We start from the raw sequence: 19,029 nt of genomic DNA on the forward strand, positions 1-19,029 counted from the left end.
AAATGAGCGTGATAATTGAGTTCGTCATAGTTCCGCTTGGTGAGATAAGCCTCAGCAGATACATAGCCGAGGTAGTAAAGCTTTTAGAGAAAAAAGGTGTTAAATATCAATTGACCCCTATGGCCACGATAATAGAAGTCCAGAACGTGGGAGAAGGGCTTGAAATCATAAGGGAAGCCCACGAACTGATGTTCGGGATGGGAGTAAAGCGGGTCTCCACAAGCATAAGAATTGACGACAGGCGGGATAAGGAGAGGCGGATGGAGGATAAGGTTGAGGCGGTCCTCGAAAAAGCCGGGAGGGTTGAAAATTAGGGTATTGATTCTGGCCATTGACAGGGACGACGACTTCGGTGTTAAGGCAGGGGTTAAGGGGCCGGTTATAGGAAGGGACGCATGTGTAGACGCCGCCCTCAAGCTCAGCCTGGCTGATCCCGAGGACAGCGATGCGAATGTGGTTTATGCGGCCGTCAAGCTTTACAAAGAGCTTAGGGAGAGCGGGGAGTTTGATGATGTGGAGGTGGCCATCATCACAGGTCACCGTGATGTTGGGGTCAAGAGCGACCTTGAGCTCACGAGACAGCTTGATATGATTCTGGAAAAGTTCCCTGCAGATGGCGTTATCCCGGTTACTGACGGAGCCGAAGATGAGCAGATTTTTCCGATAATAACCTCAAGACTTCCGATAATAAGCTCCCGCCGTGTTGTGGTGAAGCAGAGCGAGGGGATAGAGACCACATACTACATAATCTACCGCTACATAAAGGAGATACTGAGCGACCCCGAAGCCGCAAAGGTCTTTCTCGGAATACCCGGACTCATCCTCCTGCTCTACGGAATAGCGAGGCTGATTTCAATAAGGTATCCCCAGAGCGTCAATATAATCTCGGCAACCGTAACCGGGACGATACTGTTCCTCGTGGGTGCGTATTTCTTCACCAAAGGGTTCAGGGTCAGGTTTTCCATAAGGGAAACCGTCACCAAGCAGTTCATTCCGCTCATCTCATTTATTGCCGGATTCCTGATCATGGCCGCAGGTGCGATAAATGTCTATCTCTACCTCGAGTCAATAGCCGAGAGGATGCTGGGCTTCCTTCCGGGTACCGACCTGTTACAGGTGCTGATATACATAAACGCCATAAACACACCCTTTGTGATGGGTCTGAGCGTCATGATCCTCGGAAAAGTAATCCAGGCATACATGAAAAAGGATCACCACCTGTGGTATTACGTATCCGGGATACTCATCCTCCCGGCCTTCTGGATTACAATAGACCTGACCACGCGTTATGCGATGTCCATAATAGTGCTTTCGGAGTTTGAGGTGTTTAAAAAGGCCCTCATAGCTGTCGTGGACCTGATTGTAAGCGTTCTTATTGGAATGTACCTCAAGGAAAAGATAAGGGGATGGGAGAAAGTTGAAGCTGGAACAGGCTCTGAGGGAGTATGAAAAGAGAATAGAGAAATTAAAAAAGGAACGCACCAAAATTGAGGAAAAATACCTCAAAAAGCTCGACAAGAACAAAAAAGAAGTTCTGAAGAGAATAGAGGTTCTGGAGCAGAGGGAGATTCCCAGGGATGTGGATGACAGGATTAAAAAGATTGTGGGTGCCGAAAAAAGAATGTACGTATCAACGCTGAGGAGGATGCTGGAGAAGGTCGGGAGCATGGAGGACTTTGGAAAACTCCTGCCCGAGCTTTCCAAGCTGCATGTCTCTCACGGAAAATACCTCCTCATTCTGTTCGAAAAGGATGTCTATGCAATAAACAGGATACTGAAGCGAATGTCAGAGGAATATCAGGAATATCTGAAAAAGATCAGCGAAACTCAGATTCCATCAATAGACATTGAAGCCATAGAGAACGAGAGAGAAAAGATATCCCGTGAAATCAACCTTTTAATCGATGAAAGAAGGGATATAGAAACAAGCATAGAGCAGCGGAAAAAGGAGCTGGAGAAATTCTACCGGGAGGCCGACCTGGAGAATATAGAGAAGGAGATCAAGGAGCTTGAGCGTGAGCTGAAGAAAGATGAGCTTGAGCTGAGATCAAAGATTTCCAAGCTCCAGAAGCCGATAAAAAGGATGCGCACGGGAGAGGAAATCGCCAGGAGGATCATAGAAAACAGCTATTATGGAGTTGAGCATCCGAACGAGTTCCTGTCCTTTCTCATGCACATTTATCCACGGCTTGAGGGGAAGTACAGAAAGACCGCGGAGTGGCTTCTGGAGAATCTTAAGGATAGAGCTGAAGAAATCAGGAAAGTAAAGAAAAAACTGAGCGAACTGATAAACGAGAGGGAGGAAATACTCTCGGATGGGAGGGATATTCAGGAGGAAATTGAGCTGCTGAAAAGAAAGCTTGGGGAAAAGGAGGAGCAGATTACAAAGCTCAGGGAGAGGCTTGAAAAGCTGGAAATGGAATATGACGAGAGCATCAGAAGGCTCGAAGCTCTGCTGGGCAAAAAGATCGAGAGGGGATAGGTTTTTAATTAGGGAGGCCTAATTCTGTCGTGGTGGTGACGATGCTCAGACCAGACAGGCTCCGTTTTGGAACCGCCGGGATACCGATCTCAACCCCCAAACGCTCCACAATAGAGGGTATAATCCATGTGAGAAATCTCGGCCTTGATGCAATGGAGCTTGAATTCGTCAGGGGAGTTAATTTAAAGCCCGAGCTGGCAAAAAAGATAAAGTACATCGCCCAGAAGCATGACATCCTTCTGACCGCCCACGCCCCGTACTACATAAACCTCAATGCGACCGAGAAGGGAAAGGTGGAGGCGAGCAAGAGGAGGATAATCCAGAGCGCCGAAAGACTCCATGAGGCGGGAGGATGGAGCGTTGTTTTCCATGCTGGCTACTACCTGAAACAGCCGCCCAAAAGCGTCTATAGCCGGATAAAAAGGGAGATAGAGGACATAGTGAGGGAGCTTCAGAACAGGGGAGTTGAGATATGGGTGCGGCCCGAGCTCACCGGCAAGCCCACCCAGTTCGGAGACCTGAGAGAGCTGGTGAAGCTCAGCGAAGATGTTGAGATGGTTCTGCCAGCGATAGACTTCGCCCACTGCCACGCAAGGAACGCCGGAAAGATGAACACCGCCGGGGAGTGGAGGGAGATGCTGGGTTTTATAGAAGACCGCCTTGGAAGGGAGGCACTTGACAGCATGCACATCCACATAAGCGGCATAAACTATACCTCAAAAGGCGAGCGGAATCATTTAAACCTGCGGGAGAGCGACATGAACTGGGAGGATCTGCTGAGGGTTCTCAAGGAGTTCAGGGTTAAAGGGGTCGTCATAAGCGAGAGCCCCAACATAGAGGGGGACGCTTTGCTCATGAAGAGGAAATATCTGGAGATTCGGTGAGGTCAACAACAAAAAACAGCATCATCACCAAGTTGGAGCCAGAAGCGTTCCTCCATAAAATAACCATAATATCAATGCTGTCCCCATCGGAACTGTAAACTCATCCCAAGCTGAATATAAAGGCAAACTCTCAATTAGAGTTGCGATTAAAGACACCCCAATCAAAAAGCCGGTGTTGTAATCCATCCCGACTGCCATGTGGGAAAAAATCAGCATTAAAAAAGCCAGAACAAACATTGTCAAGCTGCCACTTATCGTTTTTCCTCTGTTCCATGGGATTCGCGGTCTGTTTATAAGCTGGCCAACTATGGCGTTGAAACAGTCTCCAACGGTGGAAACCCACAAAGCTGAAAGAGCTATAAGCTTAGGGAACACTGTACAGATTAACGCCATGGTGATCCAGAACAGAAAACTGCCCAAGTAATGATTTCCTTCCAGCTCATCTTTTCTTGCCATCTGCTTATAACTGATATCAGCAATTGGGACTTTTATCCTCCACCCTCTTCTCAATTTAAGGTGTTGGAGGGTATATAATAACGCTAAAAACCAGACAACCATCAAAGTAACCCATTTCGGTGTGAATAGTATTATGGGAGCCCCCAAAATGCCCGGCGTTATATGCCATAGCTTCCTTATGAGTTCTCTACGCGTTAGGGGCATGAAAAAACTATAAATCCTCCAAATTTAATATTTTCTGTTGACACTATCTGATACAAGTATCTGCAGCCCGTCCTACGGCACCTCTATTTCTAACAGCCAGCATGGATGAGTTTGAGCACCAGTGGATTGCTGTTTTTGAGTCAAGACTTATAAAACCCCAAAACCAAGTTTTCAGCATGAAGTGGAGAAGGCTGATAATTCTCATCCCTCTCACGTTCCTCCTTCTTTTCTTCTACATCCCCCTACTCAGCATAATCCACGAGGGCTTCTGGGATAACGGGCCCACACTCAAATACATCCTGTCAATCCTGTCAAACAGCTACCACAGGCGTATAATATTTTTCACGGTGGAGCAGGCTCTCGCATCCACCCTCCTCACCCTCCTCCTCGGACTTCCCGGAGCCTATATATTTGCCAGATACGATTTTCCGGGCAAGAGAACCGTTAAGGCATTCCTGACCGTTCCCTTTGTCATGCCGAGCATAATGGTGGCTCTGGGCTTCCTGCTGCTCTTTGGAAAGGAGGGCTTTTTCACGAGGCTTTTTGGGGACTGGGGAATTCTCTACAGCTGGAAGGCGATACTCATTGCCCACGCCTTCTACAACTTCCCGATTGTCATAAGGATGGTCTCTGCACTGTGGCAGCGTATAAACCCTCATTATGAGGAGATGGCAATGAGCCTCGGAGCGAGGGGCTTCACCCTCTTCAGAAAGGTCACGCTTCCGATGCTCATGCCCGCAATATTCGCCTCCGCAATGCTAACATTTGTTTTCTGTTTTCTGAGCTTTTCAATACCCCTGATCCTCGGGGGATACCAGTATGCAACCATAGAGGTCGATATATTCATGCTGATAATGACCCTCCTTGACTTCAGAACCGGCTCAGCTCTGGCCATAATTCAGATCTCCCTGAGCTTCATCTTCATGTACATCTACATCAAAAGCCTGGATGAATATTCAAAGGCCGAGGAGCAGAAAATCTTCAGAAGGGCTGAAAGGTTAACCCCCAGAGAACTCGCCGGTGTAAGGGGAATCCTGATAGCTCTTTACTCCCTGATAGTCTTTATCTTCATAATTTCACCGTTGCTGGCTGTGGTGTATGATTCCTTCATATACCGGGGACATTTCAGCCTTGAATGGTACCGCAGAGTCTTTTCACCCCAGTACAACCCCATCTTCGGTGCAACGAGCCTCACAGCAATCAGAAACTCCCTGCTTTTTGGCTTCGGCACGGTAATCCTTTCAACGGTCATCGCACTCATCGTGGCATACTCCCTTCACAGGTGGCATTTCAGAGGAAAGAACATATTCGATGCCCTTGTGATGCTCCCCCTAGGCTCATCGGCAATTACCCTCGGCATGGGATACATAAAGGCCTTCCACGCAACTCCCCTTTACAGGACTTGGCTCATAATAGTGCTGGCCCACACCATCATAGCATACCCCTTTGTCCTCAGAGCTATTTCAGCCGTTCTCAGGAAGATCAAGCCCAGTCTCAGTGAGGCCGCCGTAAGCCTGGGTGCCAGCGAGTGGAGGGCTTTTCTTAGGGTGGAGCTGCCCCTTGCACTTGGGGGAATAATCGTGGGGGCAATTTTTGCATTTGCAATGAGCATAGCGGAGCTCGGAGCCACATACATGCTCTACGCCCCCCAATACACGACGATAACCGTTGCGGTATACCGCTTCCTCGGTTCGAGACAGTTCGGCTCCGCCTCAGCCCTTTCGGTAATCCTGATGGCCATTTCAGGAATAAGCTTCATGATAATTGAGAGGATAGGTGAGGAGGTATGGTAGTTCTGGAACTCAGAAATATCGTTAGAATCAAGGAGGGATTCAGGCTTGAGATTAGTGAGCTGAAAGCCGGAGAGGGGGAATTTTTGACCCTGCTGGGGCCCTCAGGCTGCGGAAAGACCACCACCCTGAGAATGATAGCGGGCTTTGAAAAACCCGACAGAGGGGAGATAATTTTCAACGGAGAGGTCGTCAATGATGTCCCGCCGTATGAGAGGAGCATAGGGATGGTCTTTCAGGATTATGCACTCTTCCCGCACATGACAGTTTTCAAAAACATTGCATTCGGGCTGGAGATGAGAAAAATTCCGAAGAGGGAAATAGAGCTCAGGGTTACCCGGGTGCTAGAGCTAATCGGGCTGAAAGGCCTTGAAAACCGCTATCCGGAGCAGCTGAGCGGCGGCCAGCAGCAGAGGGTTGCACTCGCAAGGGCACTCGTTATCGAGCCCGAACTCCTCCTTCTTGATGAACCCCTGAGTAACCTCGACGCCAAGATAAGGGAAAGGCTGAGGGGGGAGATAAGAAGAATCCAGCGTGAGCTCGGGATAACGACGATTTATGTAACCCATGATCAGGAGGAAGCCATGGCCGTGAGCGACAGGATTGCGGTTATGAACATCGGAAAAATCGAACAGGTTGGAAAACCCCTTGAGCTCTACTACAACCCGAGAACAGAATTCGTTGCAAGGTTTTTGGGCCTGTCAAACATTCTGGAGCTCCACTCAGACGGAGAAAAGGCATGTCTGGGTGATCTATGTTTCAAAACCGGAAAAGCTGGAAAGGTGAGGATATTTTTCAGGCCGGAGAGCGTTTATATCAAAGATGGCAACGATGCAGAAATAAAGGGTTATGAACTCCTTCCGGGTAGAATAAGGCTTAAACTGGAAATTGAGGGACGAACCATAACCGCCGAGAGATTTCTGAACGAACTTCCATTTACACCGGATAGGATGCCCGAAAGGGTCGGTATTGAAGTCAGGAGCTTTGCGGTTTTATAGGGCCTCAGCTGGATTCCCTTCATATCCGCACTGCCCCCAATAAACATGTATGTGTCTAAAAAGCTTTAAAAGATATTAAATTTTATCACTTTTGAATCAATCAGGGGGTGCGCTCATGAGCTGGTTCGAGAGCTATTTTGAGTTTGAGAGGTACCGTACGAACATGAGAACGGAGGTTTTGGCAGGGATAACAACGTTCATGACGATGGCATACATCCTCTTTGTGAATCCGGCGATTTTAAGCAATGCCATGGGAAAGGAGGCCTTCGATTCCCTCGTCGCTGTTACAGCACTCGCGGCTGGAATAACGACCATAATAATGGGGCTCTATGCCAAAAAGCCCTTCGCCCTGGCTCCGGGAATGGGGCTCAATGCATACTTCACCTACAGCGTTGTCCTTGGAATGGGCTACAACTGGAGGGTGGCTTTGGCCGCAGTTTTTGTTGAGGGTATAATCTTCATAATACTGAGCGTCACAAGGGTGAGGAGTGCCATCATCCACGCCATCCCGCTGAGCCAGAAATACGCCGTCGGCGCAGGGATTGGCCTGTTTTTAACGTTTATTGGGCTTAACGATGTTGGACTGCTATCGGCCGTCGTGCAGAAGGGGGTTCTGCAGTTTACGGGGCTGAACGCCCCCGCACTTGCCACCAGACAGGTTCTCCTGTTTTTCTTTGGTCTCCTGCTTGCCGCAGTCCTCATCTCAAGACGCATAAAAGGTGCCCTCCTGATTTCGATTATAACAACAAGCATCCTCGGCTGGATTACAGGTGCGGCCCCGTGGCCGAGCCAGCTGTTCTCCACTCCGAATATAAGCTACACGTTCATGAAAATGGACCTCAGGGGCCTCCTAAACGTCGGCGCCCTCGGCGTTGTCTTCGCCTTCTTCATGGTCGACTTCTTTGACACCCTTGGGACGGTTACGGGGCTGAGCGCAAAGGCCGGCTTCCTGACAAAAGAGGGCAGGATTCCGGATGCGGAGAAAATCCTTCTTACAGATGCCATAGGAACAACATTTGGAGCTGTTCTCGGAACATCGACGGTAACAACATACATAGAGAGCGCCGCCGGGATTGAGGAGGGAGGAAGAACCGGCATGACGGCTTTGGTCACCGGATTCCTCTTCCTCGCCATAGGGCTCTTCATAGCACCTCTCGCAGGGGCCATTCCGGCCTTTGCAACCGCCCCGGCACTTGTCATAGTCGGTTATTACATGCTCAGCGCCATCAGAGAGGTCGATTTCACGGATGCGACGGAAGCCATTCCCGCATTCCTCGTCCTGATAACGATACCCTACACCTACTCAATCGCGGACGGAATAGGCATGGGGTTCATAAGCTACACCATAATAAAAGCCGCCAGCGGCAGGTGGAAGGAGATACATCCGCTCATGTACGTCCTTACCCTCGTATTCCTCGGCTACTTTGCCTACCTCGGAGGGGTCTTCTGATTTGAGATTTGAGAAAAACAAACGGCTTTTCATTTTTCCCCTGCCAGCTTTTCCTTTATGAACTGCTTCAGGACGTAGGGGCACTGCTCCTGAATAAATCTGGCAAACTCCTTTATTCTCTCGGCAGTGATTTCATGCACGTAATGCTCAAACTGACAGGCGTCCTGCTCCGCAATCTCCGGAGGAATCCCGAGGATTTCAATGAAGAACTCTGTAAGGAGGATGTGCTTGGAGTATGTTGCCTCTGCAATCTCCTTCCCCTTCTCCGTCAGGAGAATCCTGTCATACTTCTCATAATGGACGAGACCCTTCTCATTGAGCTTTTTCAGGGCATCAACGACGCTCGGAGGTTTTACCTTCATGAGCCTTGCAATATCCTTCACCCGGATAACTCCCCGGTTTTTGTGGAGCATGTACATGGTTTCGAGATATTCCTCCTCCCTCTTGCTTATCTCCAATGCGCTCACCGAATTAGGTTGGCCAAAAATGTTTAAGTAGTTTTCCCTTACCCCCCTCTCAAAATGTGAGGGTACACCCGACTGAAAAAGGTCTAAGATACATTTCTCTTTTGAAAGCCTCGTCCTTCGTGATTTAGGTATAGAACAACCCCGGTTAAACTTCTAACAACATAATAACCCTCTGATGGAGCAACATCAAGCAACCGACGAAGGGGAATTCCAAAGTTACCCTTACTGTTGGAGGGATATTGCTAAGCATCCTCTCAAACAACCCATTTAAACGGTTTTGAATTCACAATTGATCCTGAAACAATAATCTCCCCATGAACAATATGATACTGAACCGAAACCGACAACAGGAGAATAAGATAAAAAATAACCCATAAACTTTAACTTTCACAAAATGCCCTCAAATGAAAATACCAGTCAATAAATCCTGTCTGGGGGAACAAGTATCGTTGGCGTCCTCATTTGAAATACGAGTGGCTTGAAGTCCTCCGAGAGGCTTTTTGTAATAGCAATATTCTCTACAAATTCATTTTCTTTGAGTATACCCTTTGTTATTATAACATAATCACTAACTGTGGTCATCCAAGAATGAAGTTCATGTGGCATGCTATCCCGGTTAACTATTAGAACATCCCAGAAGGTATACCCCTCCTTCACCAGCCTCTCCCCAGCATAGAGACGTGCGAGGAATAGATCTTTTGTAATTTCCGCTCCAAATCTTTCATATAATGTATCCAATGTCCAGAAAATATGGATAATATTCCTTCCTTTCAACTCATATCTCTTTACGAGCTGCTTTTTAGCTTCAACATATTTTGGAATAAATGTGCTTTCATCAACATCACCTAAATTATACACAAATTCATATGAAGAATCCTCTTTAAAAAGGTTTATAACTGCTAACCTGCCGTTTTTCCCTTCTTTTATTATATCAATCCCCGCCGACATCATCATAGCACGAAATTTCCTAAAGGGAAGGCCAACATTACTCAGAATGGCAAAGCCTCCATTTTCAAGTTCTTCTCTGGCAAGTTTAGCACCTATTTTCCACCCTAGTGAATACTGGTTGTAAGATACCAGTAGAATTCCTGCAGGCAAAATCTTACCTAAATATTCCCTTATACCCCATGCCTTGCCCATAATTAACACCTCCCATGCTGGGAGTATAAACCTAAGATATTTTAAAACTATTCTATAGTCTATTATAAAGAAGTGAAGTTAAAAGTATAAGCCTGGTGGGGCCGCCGAGATTCGAACTCGGGTCCCCGGCTCCCGAAGCCGGAAGGATCGGCCAAGCTACCCCACGGCCCCCCGGTGTTAAAGGCATTTGTAAGGCTTATAAAGGTTACGGGGGATTCTATCTCAATCGGGGGCATACTGTGCAGGAAACCCAACTAAGATAAAGATTAAAATACTGAAAAGGACTTTACAGAATCACTGTGTACACACACTTACAGTATCATCAGGAGGGCATGAAATCATGAAGGTGTCGGTAATAATACCCACATACAACGAGCGGGAGAACCTTGAGGAGCTTTTTGATAGAATAAGCAGGGCTCTGAAGGGTTATGACTTTGAAATAGTGGTTGTGGATGACGATTCTCCCGACAGAACATGGGCGAGGGCTATGGAGCTTGCAGAAAAATACCCGGTTAAGGTCATCAGAAGACTGGGGGAGAAGGGACTTTCCTCCGCGGTCATCAGGGGCTTCAGGGAGGCTGAGGGAGAGGTTTTTGTCGTCATGGATGCAGACCTGCAGCACCCGCCGGAGGTAATCCCCGCACTTTTGGAGGAGATTGAGGGCGGGGCGGATATAGCGATAGCCTCGCGCTACATCAGGGGCGGAAAGGTGGAGAACTGGTACTGGTACCGGAGGATCATCTCCCTGGGCGCCATAATGATAGGCCGCGTCGCCCTGCCAAAAATCAGGGACATAAAAGACCCTGTGAGCGGTTTCTTCGCCCTCAGGAGGGAGGTCATTGAAGATGCAGAGCTGAATCCGGTTGGATTTAAAATCCTCCTTGAGATTCTTGTGAAAGGGAAATACAGGGACGTCAGGGAGGTTCCCTTCACATTCGGCCTCAGACGTGCTGGAGAGAGCAAGCTGGGCAGGAAGACGGTGTTCAACTATCTGAAGCACATCTACAGGCTCATGAGGTGGGAGGGGGAGCTGGACAGGCTCGTTAAGTTCATGCTGGTGGGGTTTTCCGGCATCATAGTCAACGAGGCCTTTCTCTGGCTCTTCGTCAACCTCGGAATGGACAAGATAAGCGCCAATCTGCCCGCCACGGAGCTGGCAATACTCAACAACTTCACGTGGAACGACCTCTGGACGTTCAGAGACCTCAAAACCAAACCGCTCCACAAACGCCTTCTGAACTTCCACATTGCCGCCCTGACCGGTGCCCTCGTTCAGTGGGCCGCATACATAGTGCTGGTGCATCTGGAGGTTTATTACCTGCTGGCAAACCTAATAGGCATAGGTTTTTCATTCGTAGTGCGCTTCCTCGTGAACAGACACGTGACGTGGGGGTGAGCTTAACCTTTATTTTTCCGGGGGGCGTATCTAAAACTATTTTCAAACATGACACTCACCATATTAAACAATCCCAACTTTTAGACACGCCCTTTTTCCAGGGCTAAGCTTAAATGTCTCTTTTCCTATTCCTAAGCGGTGATATTATGAAGCGTTTTCTAAAAGAGGCTGAAATTTTTGATACCGAAAGCGTTCTGCACTACATAGCCGAGATAAGCCAGTTCCACAGGATTCAGGGGTCAAAGGAGCTCCCTGAAGCGGCGGAATACATAAGGGAAGAGCTCAGAATCTGGGGAATAAACGCTGAAATTCTGGAGGAGGTCTATGACGGCGAGAGGCATTACCTCACTCTGAAGTCTCCGATAGCATGGGACTTAATCCACGGCGAGGTTGAGATTGAGGGCAGAAAATACACAGCGGCCGCAACTCCCCTCATCGTAATGGCGCACTCTCCTGCAGGGGAGGCGGAGGGAGAGGTCATCTATGTGTCATCGGAGGAGGACTGGAAAAAAGTCAGCGGAAAGATCGTTCTGGTCGACAGGAAATGGAAAGAGGCCTATGAGAGGGCAAATAAAAACGGTGCCCTCGGATTCATCGCATTCAGGGAAGGAACAGGAAAGGCGTTCCCATACATCGGCCTGTTCCTGACAAAGAAGGATTTGGAATGGGCAGGAATCCCCGCTGTTACCTTAAGTGAGGAGGAGGCAAAGAGGATAATAGGGAAGCTCAGAAGCGGTGAAAAGGTTAGAGCAAGGATAAAGGTCGAGGCCGAGATAAGGGACAGGCAGATTCTGCCGGTTCTCTACACAGAAATCGGAAAGCCGCCTTTCATCCTCTTCACGGCCCACCTCTGCCACCCAAAACCGGGAGCGAATGACAACGCCTCCGGCAGTGCAATGCTCATGGAACTCGCAAAAATCCTGAAGGGGCTTTATGAGGCCTCCTTCCGCTTCGGCTTTGCATTCCTCTGGATTCCCGAGCATTTCGGGACACAGGCCTTCATAGAGAAATACGCTGATCTGGGCAAATACTACACGGTGATAAACCTTGATATGGTCGGGGGAAGTGAGGACAGAGCCAACTCGACCATTATGGTCATCAGAACTCCGCTATCACGGTTCTCAATTGTTTCCGGACTCCTTGAATACTTCATCAATGGGGCAAATTCAGCCGGAGAAGGGCTCGGCACGGAACAGCTTCCGCTGCTCAGGGTCAGGAGCTATTCCTACACCATGGGAAGCGACCACGATATATTCAACTTCTTTGGAGTCCCTTCAGTAATGCCAATAACATGGCCGGACAGGTTCTACCACTCAAGCGAGGACAGCATAGAAAAGATAAGCAAAACAAGTTTGGAGGTGATTGGAAGGGCTGTTCTGGCAACCACCCTGGCCCTGGCAAAGGCAGAAAAGGAGGAGCTTCAGAGGTTTGCCCGGGGCTATGCCATGAAGCACCTCGGAGAGCTCGGGATGGAGGGGAACACCGAGATTGCGGAGAGGCTCGTGATGATGGGACTTGCCAGAGATTCAAAATTCCTCGGAATTGAATCCGGATACAGCTTTGAACCCCGCCCGTGGCTGGAGTGGAGGAAAAAGGGGATAATTTCACTCCGCTTCGTAAGGGAGCTCGATGAGAAAGCATATGAAGAGCTCAAAGAGCTGACGAAGGAAAAGACATTTATGACACACCTTCACGAACTGATAATGCTCGGGGAGCTCCTGCCGGAGGAGGAAGCATTCACGGCATTGCAGGAGGAATACGGCAGAATAAACAGAGAAAAGCTCAAAAAAGCTGTGAGGACTCTGGAGGCCCTAGGGATTATCTCTGTCCATTAGCTCCCTCTCAATTTCATTTATCTTCGTCACGATTCTGTGCTTCAGCTTTTCTAAGAATTCAGCCGGAGCTGTTGCGGTGTAGACATAGCCCAGCCAGCCCCTCTGTATCAGCTCCCTCCTGAGGAGTCCCTTTCTGTACAGGCTGAGAACATGCTCCCTGACACTTCTCTCGCTTATCCCGAGCTCCTCCTTTATCTCGGTTATTCTCATCGGCTTATTTTTATCCAGAAGCAGGCGATAAATTTTCAGCTCGGTCTTTTTTAAGCCCAGAGAGCGAAGCAGGCTTTCGAGTTTTTCATAAATATCGCTCATGGTATCACCCATAAAATGTCTTCACACCTATGCATGTATATCTTCATACGTATTAATAAGTCTTACGCAGGTTGTTTTTCCCGGGCAGGGAAGTATCATATGAGAGAAATTTCACCCAGATATACCCCTTCGGGGAGATACACCTCACCCCTCTCCGCATCCTTCAGGAAGGGTATCATCTTTATTCCGGATTTAACATCAAAGCCGGAGATATAGGGATTTATGGTGGGGAGAATCAAAAATCTGCCAGTTCTCAGAAAGCATTTCGTCTTCCTGAGCGTGCTCCCGAATTTTATGCTCACCGCGGGGTGTATGTGGCCGAGGTATGCATCTTCGAACTGAACGTCCGGGAGATTCCGGTTTCCATGCACAAACAGAACATCATCTATCAGAAAGTGGTCTGAGACCTCTATATTCCTGAACTTCCCCGCAACCTCCTCTATCCTGCCGTCGTGATTTCCCCTGGTTATCAGGATTTTGACATCACCCAGTTCGGAGAAAAAGCCCATGAGAAGGCGTTTTGTGAAAATTCCCATTCCAAGGGGCTCCTTCACATCACCCAGAATTATCAGGACATCCGGATCCTCGGAGTTTATAAAATCGGCAAGCCTTTCCTCAAAGCGGGTTCTGATTCTCAGCCCCCTTGAGGCCTCAAAGGCAATGTGCGGGTCGGCTATTAGAAGTGTTCTCCCGAGGGAAGTCCTTATCTCAAGAGAAAGCTTCCTGAAAAGCTCAAATTCCAAACCCACCACCTTCAGAGGAGAATAGAGGGCCGGAGGCCCGTGCGAAAAATCAGATATCAGATAAGTCCTCTCTCTTTTCTCCTCTGTCTCTTGAGTCTCCTAATCCTCTTCTTGATCCACTTCCACCTCATTCTGCCCTTCTTTTTCCATTTCCTTGGCCTTCTCTTCATGATGATCACCCCGGTAATCGTTCCAAGTTGGCTTTCATGCCTCCCTTTTTAAACCTTTCTCCTCCGGCTTTTCCATATCTCAAACCTGAAAAGGAGCAGCATGCACCTTCATTCAAAAAATTCAACACTTTTCAGGCCGGTTTCATGGCGAGATATTTACAGAATTTTCCACAGGTCTTATCCATGAGATACACACCAGACAGGCCCGAACAGGGGTTGCGATTGCAGCCGCATCGCATGAAATGATTGCCGTTTTTCTACACGGGTGCAAGCAGGGACACAGCCGCAGAGGTCTGGCATCTATGGAGAGCCGTACACGGTACGGAAACGTAATAAGCCACGCCGCCCAACATTATCCGGTGATTGCATGAAGGTCGCATATATCCAGATGGAGCCGAGGCTTTTGGAGGTGCATAAAAACCTCAGCAGGGCGGAGCGCTTCATAAAAGACGCCGCCAGAGAAGGCGCCAGGCTCATCGTCCTTCCGGAGCTCTTCGACACGGGCTACAACTTTGAGTGCAGGGAGGAGGTTGAAGAGATAGCCCAGCAGATACCCGACGGTGACACCACAGAATTCCTCGTTGAACAGGCAAGGGAGCATGAAATTTTCATAGTGGCAGGGACGGCTGAAAAAGACGAAAGGGGGAAGCTCTACAATTCGGCTGTAATTGTGGGGCCCCTCGGGAGCGGCTACATAGGGAAGTACCGCAAGATACACCTCTTCTACAGGGAAAAGCTCTTCTTTGAGCCGGGAAATCTGGGCTTCCACGTCTTCAACATAGGGATGGCGAAGGTTGGAGTGATGATATGCTTCGACTGGTTCTTCCCGGAGGCCATGAGGACGCTGGCCCTTAAGGGGGCCGACATCATAGCGCACCCCTCCAACCTCGTGATGCCCTACGCTCCGAGGGCCATGCCCATAAGGGCCCTTGAGAACAGGGTTTTCTCAATAACGGCCAACAGGGTCGGCGAGGAGCGCGGGCTCAGGTTCATAGGGAAGAGCACCATAGCATCGCCGAGGGCGGAGGTTCTTGCAATGGGGAGCGAGGACGGGGAGGAGGTTGGCATCGTCGAGATAAACGTGGAGGAGGCAAGAAATAAAAGGATAAACGAGCTCAACGACATATTTAAGGACAGGAGACCCGCGTTTTACTCTGTCTGAGATTCGAGTACTTCTTCCGCGACTTTTTTCCTCGGCTTCCTGAAGATGAGCACGTCGCTGAGCCTTGAAAAACCCTCCCTTCCCGGGCGCATGAGCTCTGCTTCCCAGAAAAATATCTTCCCTATCGCGAGCTGGGTTGCCAGATCCCAGTGGTGGAAATTAAACTCGCCCACCTTCCTGAAGCCCGGCAGGAGATAGTATGAGCGTTTAAAGACGCCCTTCCCTATATCGTAGCCCTCATGAACCGAAGCCAGGGCATAGCCCTCTCCCCTGCTTTCAACGAAGAACTCCTTGTAACCAAGGGCATAGAGGATTCTGTAAACCCTATCGGTGTCCTCTATCAGGAAAACGCCCCCATCGCTCAGCCTCAACGCCACGCCGGCAAATATCCTCACGGCATCGAAGGGGTCAAAGTGCACCATGGTGTTCCCGAAGAGGAGAGCCACATCATGCTCTTCCACAAGCTCCGCTATCTCCCTGACGTCTCCCCGGACGAGCCTGACCTCGGGGCTTATTCCCGCCATCCGGAGCCACTCTGCATGGCGCTCCAAATCCTCCTCCCTAACATCCACAAGGGTCAGGGCCTCCGCACCGGCAGCCTTTGCGAGGGCAACGCCCGCTATGCCTGTCCCGGCGCAGAGATCAAGAACTCTTCCTCCCATTGGCAGGTTGAGGGTTTTGAAGAACCCGACCAGCTGCTTAAACCTCTCTCTGGCTCCCTCGTTGTTCGGTTCCATGTATCCCCTCTCATAGCGATAGAGCTCCTCAAGGGACATGGCATCACCACGGGGAGGAATGCATGAAATTATTTAAGTGTATCGGAAGCCGTTGATAGAGCAAGGGAAAAGCCAGCACTCACCACCTCCAGTATGAGCGCGTGAAGAGCACTAGGACTGTTACAACCTCCAGTCTGCCGAACCACATCAAAACTATCATGAGCGCCCTCGTCTGCGGCGGAAATATGAGGTAATTCGCCATTGGGCCTATTGCCCCTATGCCGGGCCCTATGTTCCCGAGGGTTGCCGCGACCGCGCTCATGGCACCCGCCAGGCCGAGCCTTACCGCAGCCCCGTTAAGGACTACAAAGAGAGATGATGTAAAGAATATCACCAGGTAGAGGACTATAAACGCAAGGACGCTTCTTATCGAGCTTTCCTCAACCTTCAGACCGCCAAGCCTGATGTTTGCAATCATTTTTGGATGGAATGCAGAGAGGAGCTCCCTCTTTACAGCTTTCAGCGCTATAACCCACCGGATTATCTTAATCGAACCCGCAGTTGAACCGCTTGAGCCACCAAGGAACATCGCAAAGAAAAGCATGAACTGGGCCGGGAGAACCCACTTCGAGAAGTCCATCGTTGCATAGCCCGTCGTTGTTACAATTGAGGCAACCTGAAACAGAGCCTGCCTGAACGCTGTAAGAATGTTAAACCCAAACTGCCGCATAAGGTACGGGACAATGAGGAGCGAGAGGCCGAGTATGGCCAGGATATACCACCTGAACTCTTCGTTCCTGATTATTCTGTAGTCCCTTCTCAGGAGGTACCAGAAGAGGGCGAAGTTGGCTCCAGCGAGTATCATAAAGACCGCTATGACCCACTGAACCGCAGGGGAGAAGGCTTTGATGGACTGGGAAAGAGGCGAAAAGCCGCCGGTGCTCATGGTCGTGAAGGAGTGGAGGAGCGCCATATATGGCGTCATCCTTGGAGCCAGTCCGGTGTAGTGCAGGGCACTCAGAATTAGCATTTCCATGGCGGTGAGCCCGGTATATATCATCCAGAAGATACCCGCGGTGTTCCTTATGCGGGGGGTTAGCTTTTCAAGCTGGGGGCCGGGTGCTTCAAGAGCCATCAATTCTGAGCCGCCCACGCTCAGCCTTGGGAGTATAGCTATTGCCAGAACCACGATGCCCATCCCGCCGAGCCACTGGGTAAGCTGACGCCAGAAGAGGATGGCCCGTGAATGAATTGAGAAGTTTGCCATAACGGTCGCCCCCGTCGTTGTGAATCCGCTCATGCTCTCGAAGAGGGCATTGAGGGGGCTGGCCGTTGAACCCTTTCCGGCTATAATGTATGGGAGAGCTCCAAAGGCCGCTATGCTCATCCATGCCAGTGAAACAAGGAGAAACGCCTCCCTGACCCCAATTTCCTCTCCGTTTCCGAGGGAACGGAGAAGGACGCCGGAGAGCAGGCTCATCACCAGGGGTATCAGAAAGGGTTCAATGGAGGTTCCGTAGTAAAGCGCAACTGCCAATGGAGCAAGAAATGAGAGGCTGAAAAGCATCATTATCTCACCGAGAAGAGCCAGGGTTTCCCTCAGCCTCACAGAATCATGCCCCCTCCCTCGGTGATCACGGTGGCAACGTCGCCTTTTTTGAGCTTCAGGTCAGGATCAGGGGGTATGAGCTTTCCGTCCCTGAGCAGCGGCCCCGGTGTTTCTGAAAGCTCTCCAAGGGTCGTCCCCTCCAGCTCATCCCCGCTGAGAGCATACACCTGAAACTCGGGTCTTGTAACCACCCCGAGAACCGCATTCCCCCTGACCGCCGCGGTTATCCTTCCGGCGGTTTCGAGCTCAGGGCTGAAGGGAATGACCCCAAGCTTCTCAAACATGGCCATGTGCGAGCTCCGGTGAACCACGGAGAAAACCCTGTCTATGCCGCTCTCCCTCGCAATGGCTGATGCAAAAAGACACTCCTCATCCCTGTCAAATGCCACAATTGCAGCATCAGCCTCGCTGAGATTTTCCTCAGACCATAAAAAGTCACTGAAGGCGTCTCCTTTGATTATGGTAACCCCGTCAAGCTCTTCCGCCGTTTTCTCCGCATCCCCCTCCACGAGCTTAACCGTCTTCCCCTTCGCCGACAGCATTTTTGCAACGAGCTTTCCTGTTTCTCCCACTCCAAGCACCAGGACTTTTTTAGCCTCTGACATCTCAAAGGAGCTCTCTATCATGCTCTTTGTCGCAATGATAATGTTTCTGTTGTTCATCCTGAAAGACCACAGATTTTCAGCTCCGGAGCTGCTTATCCCGATGTATATGTCACCGTAAAGCCTCCTGAAGAAAACCAGCTGGGGGTAGTCCACGACCCTGACTATGCCCTCCGCCACAAGGGGGACGGCACAGACCATCAGGTCAACACCGAGGGTTTTTCTCCCATGCCCCCAGACTTTGAGGTACTCCATCCTCTTGACCCTCGCTATCGTAAATGGATTCCCCATGGTTTTGGAGAGGGCGCTGACGATTATGTTCGTCTGATCATTGTCCGTCGTTGTCACAACGTAATCCGCCTCACCGGCGCTTGCCCTCCTCAGGGTTTCCGGGAGGGTGGCGTCCCCCGAAACAGCAAGCACATCGAGCATGTATGAAATCTCATCGAGAATCCGCCGATTCCTGTCAATAACAGTGACTTCGTGGTTTCTGGAAAGCCACTTGGCAATGAGAAATCCCGTTCTTCCCGCACCTACAACGACAACCTTCAACCGCTTCACCTGCTATTAAGTCTTGACACTTATCCCTATAAAAGATTACCCCGCCATATTT

General features: G+C 49.8%; 18 protein-coding genes and 1 tRNA gene. 10 read left to right on the forward strand and 9 right to left on the reverse strand.

Features of this window, described 5'->3' with window-relative positions; translation table 11 throughout:
- Positions 1-2: 2 nt before the first annotated feature.
- From ACYQ27_RS10480 to ACYQ27_RS10495, 4 genes are read left to right on the forward strand one after another with little or no spacing between them, the layout of a single operon-like run.
- On the forward strand, positions 3-314 hold the full coding sequence (locus ACYQ27_RS10480) for an MTH1187 family thiamine-binding protein (protein WP_456395306.1): 312 nt from the start codon (positions 3-5) through the stop codon (positions 312-314).
- Positions 310-1,449, forward strand: coding sequence for a DUF373 family protein (locus ACYQ27_RS10485; protein ID WP_456395320.1), 1,140 nt, complete (start codon positions 310-312; stop codon positions 1,447-1,449). Before ACYQ27_RS10480 ends, ACYQ27_RS10485 begins: the two co-directional genes overlap by 5 nt.
- Entirely contained in the window at positions 1,418-2,482 is a 1,065-nt protein-coding gene (locus ACYQ27_RS10490; protein WP_456452954.1) for a hypothetical protein, read from the forward strand. The genes ACYQ27_RS10485 and ACYQ27_RS10490 overlap by 32 nt, the downstream gene beginning before the upstream one ends.
- 41 nt (positions 2,483-2,523) lie before the next feature.
- Positions 2,524-3,366, forward strand: a complete 843-nt coding sequence (locus ACYQ27_RS10495; protein ID WP_456452960.1) for a deoxyribonuclease IV — start codon at positions 2,524-2,526, stop codon at positions 3,364-3,366.
- Positions 3,367-3,390: 24 nt separating this feature from the next.
- Here the strand turns inward: ACYQ27_RS10495 and ACYQ27_RS10500 are convergent, their stop codons facing one another.
- Positions 3,391-4,026 carry a diacylglycerol/polyprenol kinase family protein gene (locus ACYQ27_RS10500; RefSeq protein ID WP_456452952.1) on the reverse strand — a complete coding sequence of 212 codons (636 nt, stop codon included), beginning with the start codon at positions 4,024-4,026 and terminating at the stop codon, positions 3,391-3,393.
- Between the two features lie 176 nt (positions 4,027-4,202).
- Between ACYQ27_RS10500 and ACYQ27_RS10505 the strand changes: the two genes are divergently transcribed.
- The 3 genes from ACYQ27_RS10505 (at position 4,203) to ACYQ27_RS10515 (ending at position 8,264) form a co-directional block, all read left to right on the forward strand.
- A complete protein-coding gene (locus tag ACYQ27_RS10505; RefSeq protein WP_456395312.1) occupies positions 4,203-5,819 on the forward strand; it encodes an ABC transporter permease in 1,617 nt (538 codons plus the stop codon).
- The gene (locus ACYQ27_RS10510; RefSeq protein WP_456452948.1) at positions 5,813-6,814 is read left to right on the forward strand and encodes an ABC transporter ATP-binding protein; all 1,002 of its coding nucleotides are present in this window, start codon (positions 5,813-5,815) and stop codon (positions 6,812-6,814) included. The genes ACYQ27_RS10505 and ACYQ27_RS10510 overlap by 7 nt, the downstream gene beginning before the upstream one ends.
- Positions 6,815-6,929: 115 nt before the next feature.
- Positions 6,930-8,264, forward strand: coding sequence for an NCS2 family permease (locus ACYQ27_RS10515; protein ID WP_460041606.1), 1,335 nt, complete (start codon positions 6,930-6,932; stop codon positions 8,262-8,264).
- A gap of 29 nt (positions 8,265-8,293) precedes the next feature.
- On the opposite strand, the gene ACYQ27_RS10520 is transcribed toward ACYQ27_RS10515, so the two are convergent.
- From ACYQ27_RS10520 to ACYQ27_RS10530, 3 genes are all read right to left on the reverse strand, one after another.
- Positions 8,294-8,722, reverse strand: coding sequence for a metal-dependent transcriptional regulator (locus tag ACYQ27_RS10520; RefSeq protein WP_456395324.1), 429 nt, complete (start codon positions 8,720-8,722; stop codon positions 8,294-8,296).
- A 426-nt stretch (positions 8,723-9,148) separates the two neighbouring features.
- A complete protein-coding gene (locus ACYQ27_RS10525; protein ID WP_456452944.1) occupies positions 9,149-9,871 on the reverse strand; it encodes a hypothetical protein in 723 nt (240 codons plus the stop codon).
- Between the two features lie 93 nt (positions 9,872-9,964).
- Positions 9,965-10,042, reverse strand: a tRNA-Pro gene (locus ACYQ27_RS10530).
- Between the two features lie 169 nt (positions 10,043-10,211).
- Here ACYQ27_RS10530 and ACYQ27_RS10535 point away from each other — a divergent pair.
- A complete protein-coding gene (locus tag ACYQ27_RS10535) occupies positions 10,212-11,267 on the forward strand; it encodes a glycosyltransferase (RefSeq protein ID WP_456452942.1) in 1,056 nt (351 codons plus the stop codon).
- Positions 11,268-11,413: 146 nt separating this feature from the next.
- Entirely contained in the window at positions 11,414-13,102 is a 1,689-nt protein-coding gene (locus ACYQ27_RS10540) for a DUF4910 domain-containing protein (protein ID WP_460041607.1), read from the forward strand.
- On the opposite strand, the gene ACYQ27_RS10545 is transcribed toward ACYQ27_RS10540, so the two are convergent.
- Together ACYQ27_RS10545 and ACYQ27_RS10550 are read right to left on the reverse strand one after the other, a co-directional pair.
- Positions 13,079-13,414, reverse strand: a complete 336-nt coding sequence (locus tag ACYQ27_RS10545; RefSeq protein WP_456396046.1) for a helix-turn-helix domain-containing protein — start codon at positions 13,412-13,414, stop codon at positions 13,079-13,081. The two genes, ACYQ27_RS10540 and ACYQ27_RS10545, sit on opposite strands and share 24 nt — an antisense overlap.
- Positions 13,415-13,509: 95 nt before the next feature.
- Positions 13,510-14,157: a metallophosphoesterase gene (locus ACYQ27_RS10550; RefSeq protein WP_456452938.1), complete on the reverse strand. Its 648-nt coding sequence runs from the start codon at positions 14,155-14,157 to the stop codon at positions 13,510-13,512.
- Between the two features lie 537 nt (positions 14,158-14,694).
- Here ACYQ27_RS10550 and ACYQ27_RS10555 point away from each other — a divergent pair.
- The gene (locus ACYQ27_RS10555; RefSeq protein WP_456452936.1) at positions 14,695-15,489 is read left to right on the forward strand and encodes a nitrilase; all 795 of its coding nucleotides are present in this window, start codon (positions 14,695-14,697) and stop codon (positions 15,487-15,489) included.
- Here ACYQ27_RS10555 and ACYQ27_RS10560 read toward each other — a convergent pair.
- The 3 genes from ACYQ27_RS10560 to ACYQ27_RS10570 all read right to left on the reverse strand — a co-directional run bounded on the left by ACYQ27_RS10560 (position 15,477) and on the right by ACYQ27_RS10570 (position 18,977).
- Positions 15,477-16,265 carry a class I SAM-dependent methyltransferase gene (locus tag ACYQ27_RS10560; RefSeq protein ID WP_456452934.1) on the reverse strand — a complete coding sequence of 263 codons (789 nt, stop codon included), beginning with the start codon at positions 16,263-16,265 and terminating at the stop codon, positions 15,477-15,479. The genes ACYQ27_RS10555 and ACYQ27_RS10560 overlap by 13 nt on opposite strands.
- A 79-nt stretch (positions 16,266-16,344) precedes the next feature.
- Positions 16,345-17,814, reverse strand: a complete 1,470-nt coding sequence (locus tag ACYQ27_RS10565; RefSeq protein ID WP_460041608.1) for a TrkH family potassium uptake protein — start codon at positions 17,812-17,814, stop codon at positions 16,345-16,347.
- Positions 17,811-18,977 carry an NAD-binding protein gene (locus ACYQ27_RS10570; protein ID WP_456452930.1) on the reverse strand — a complete coding sequence of 389 codons (1,167 nt, stop codon included), beginning with the start codon at positions 18,975-18,977 and terminating at the stop codon, positions 17,811-17,813. The genes ACYQ27_RS10565 and ACYQ27_RS10570 overlap by 4 nt, the downstream gene beginning before the upstream one ends.
- Positions 18,978-19,029: the final 52 nt, after the last annotated feature.

This window comes from Thermococcus atlanticus (assembly GCF_054657855.1).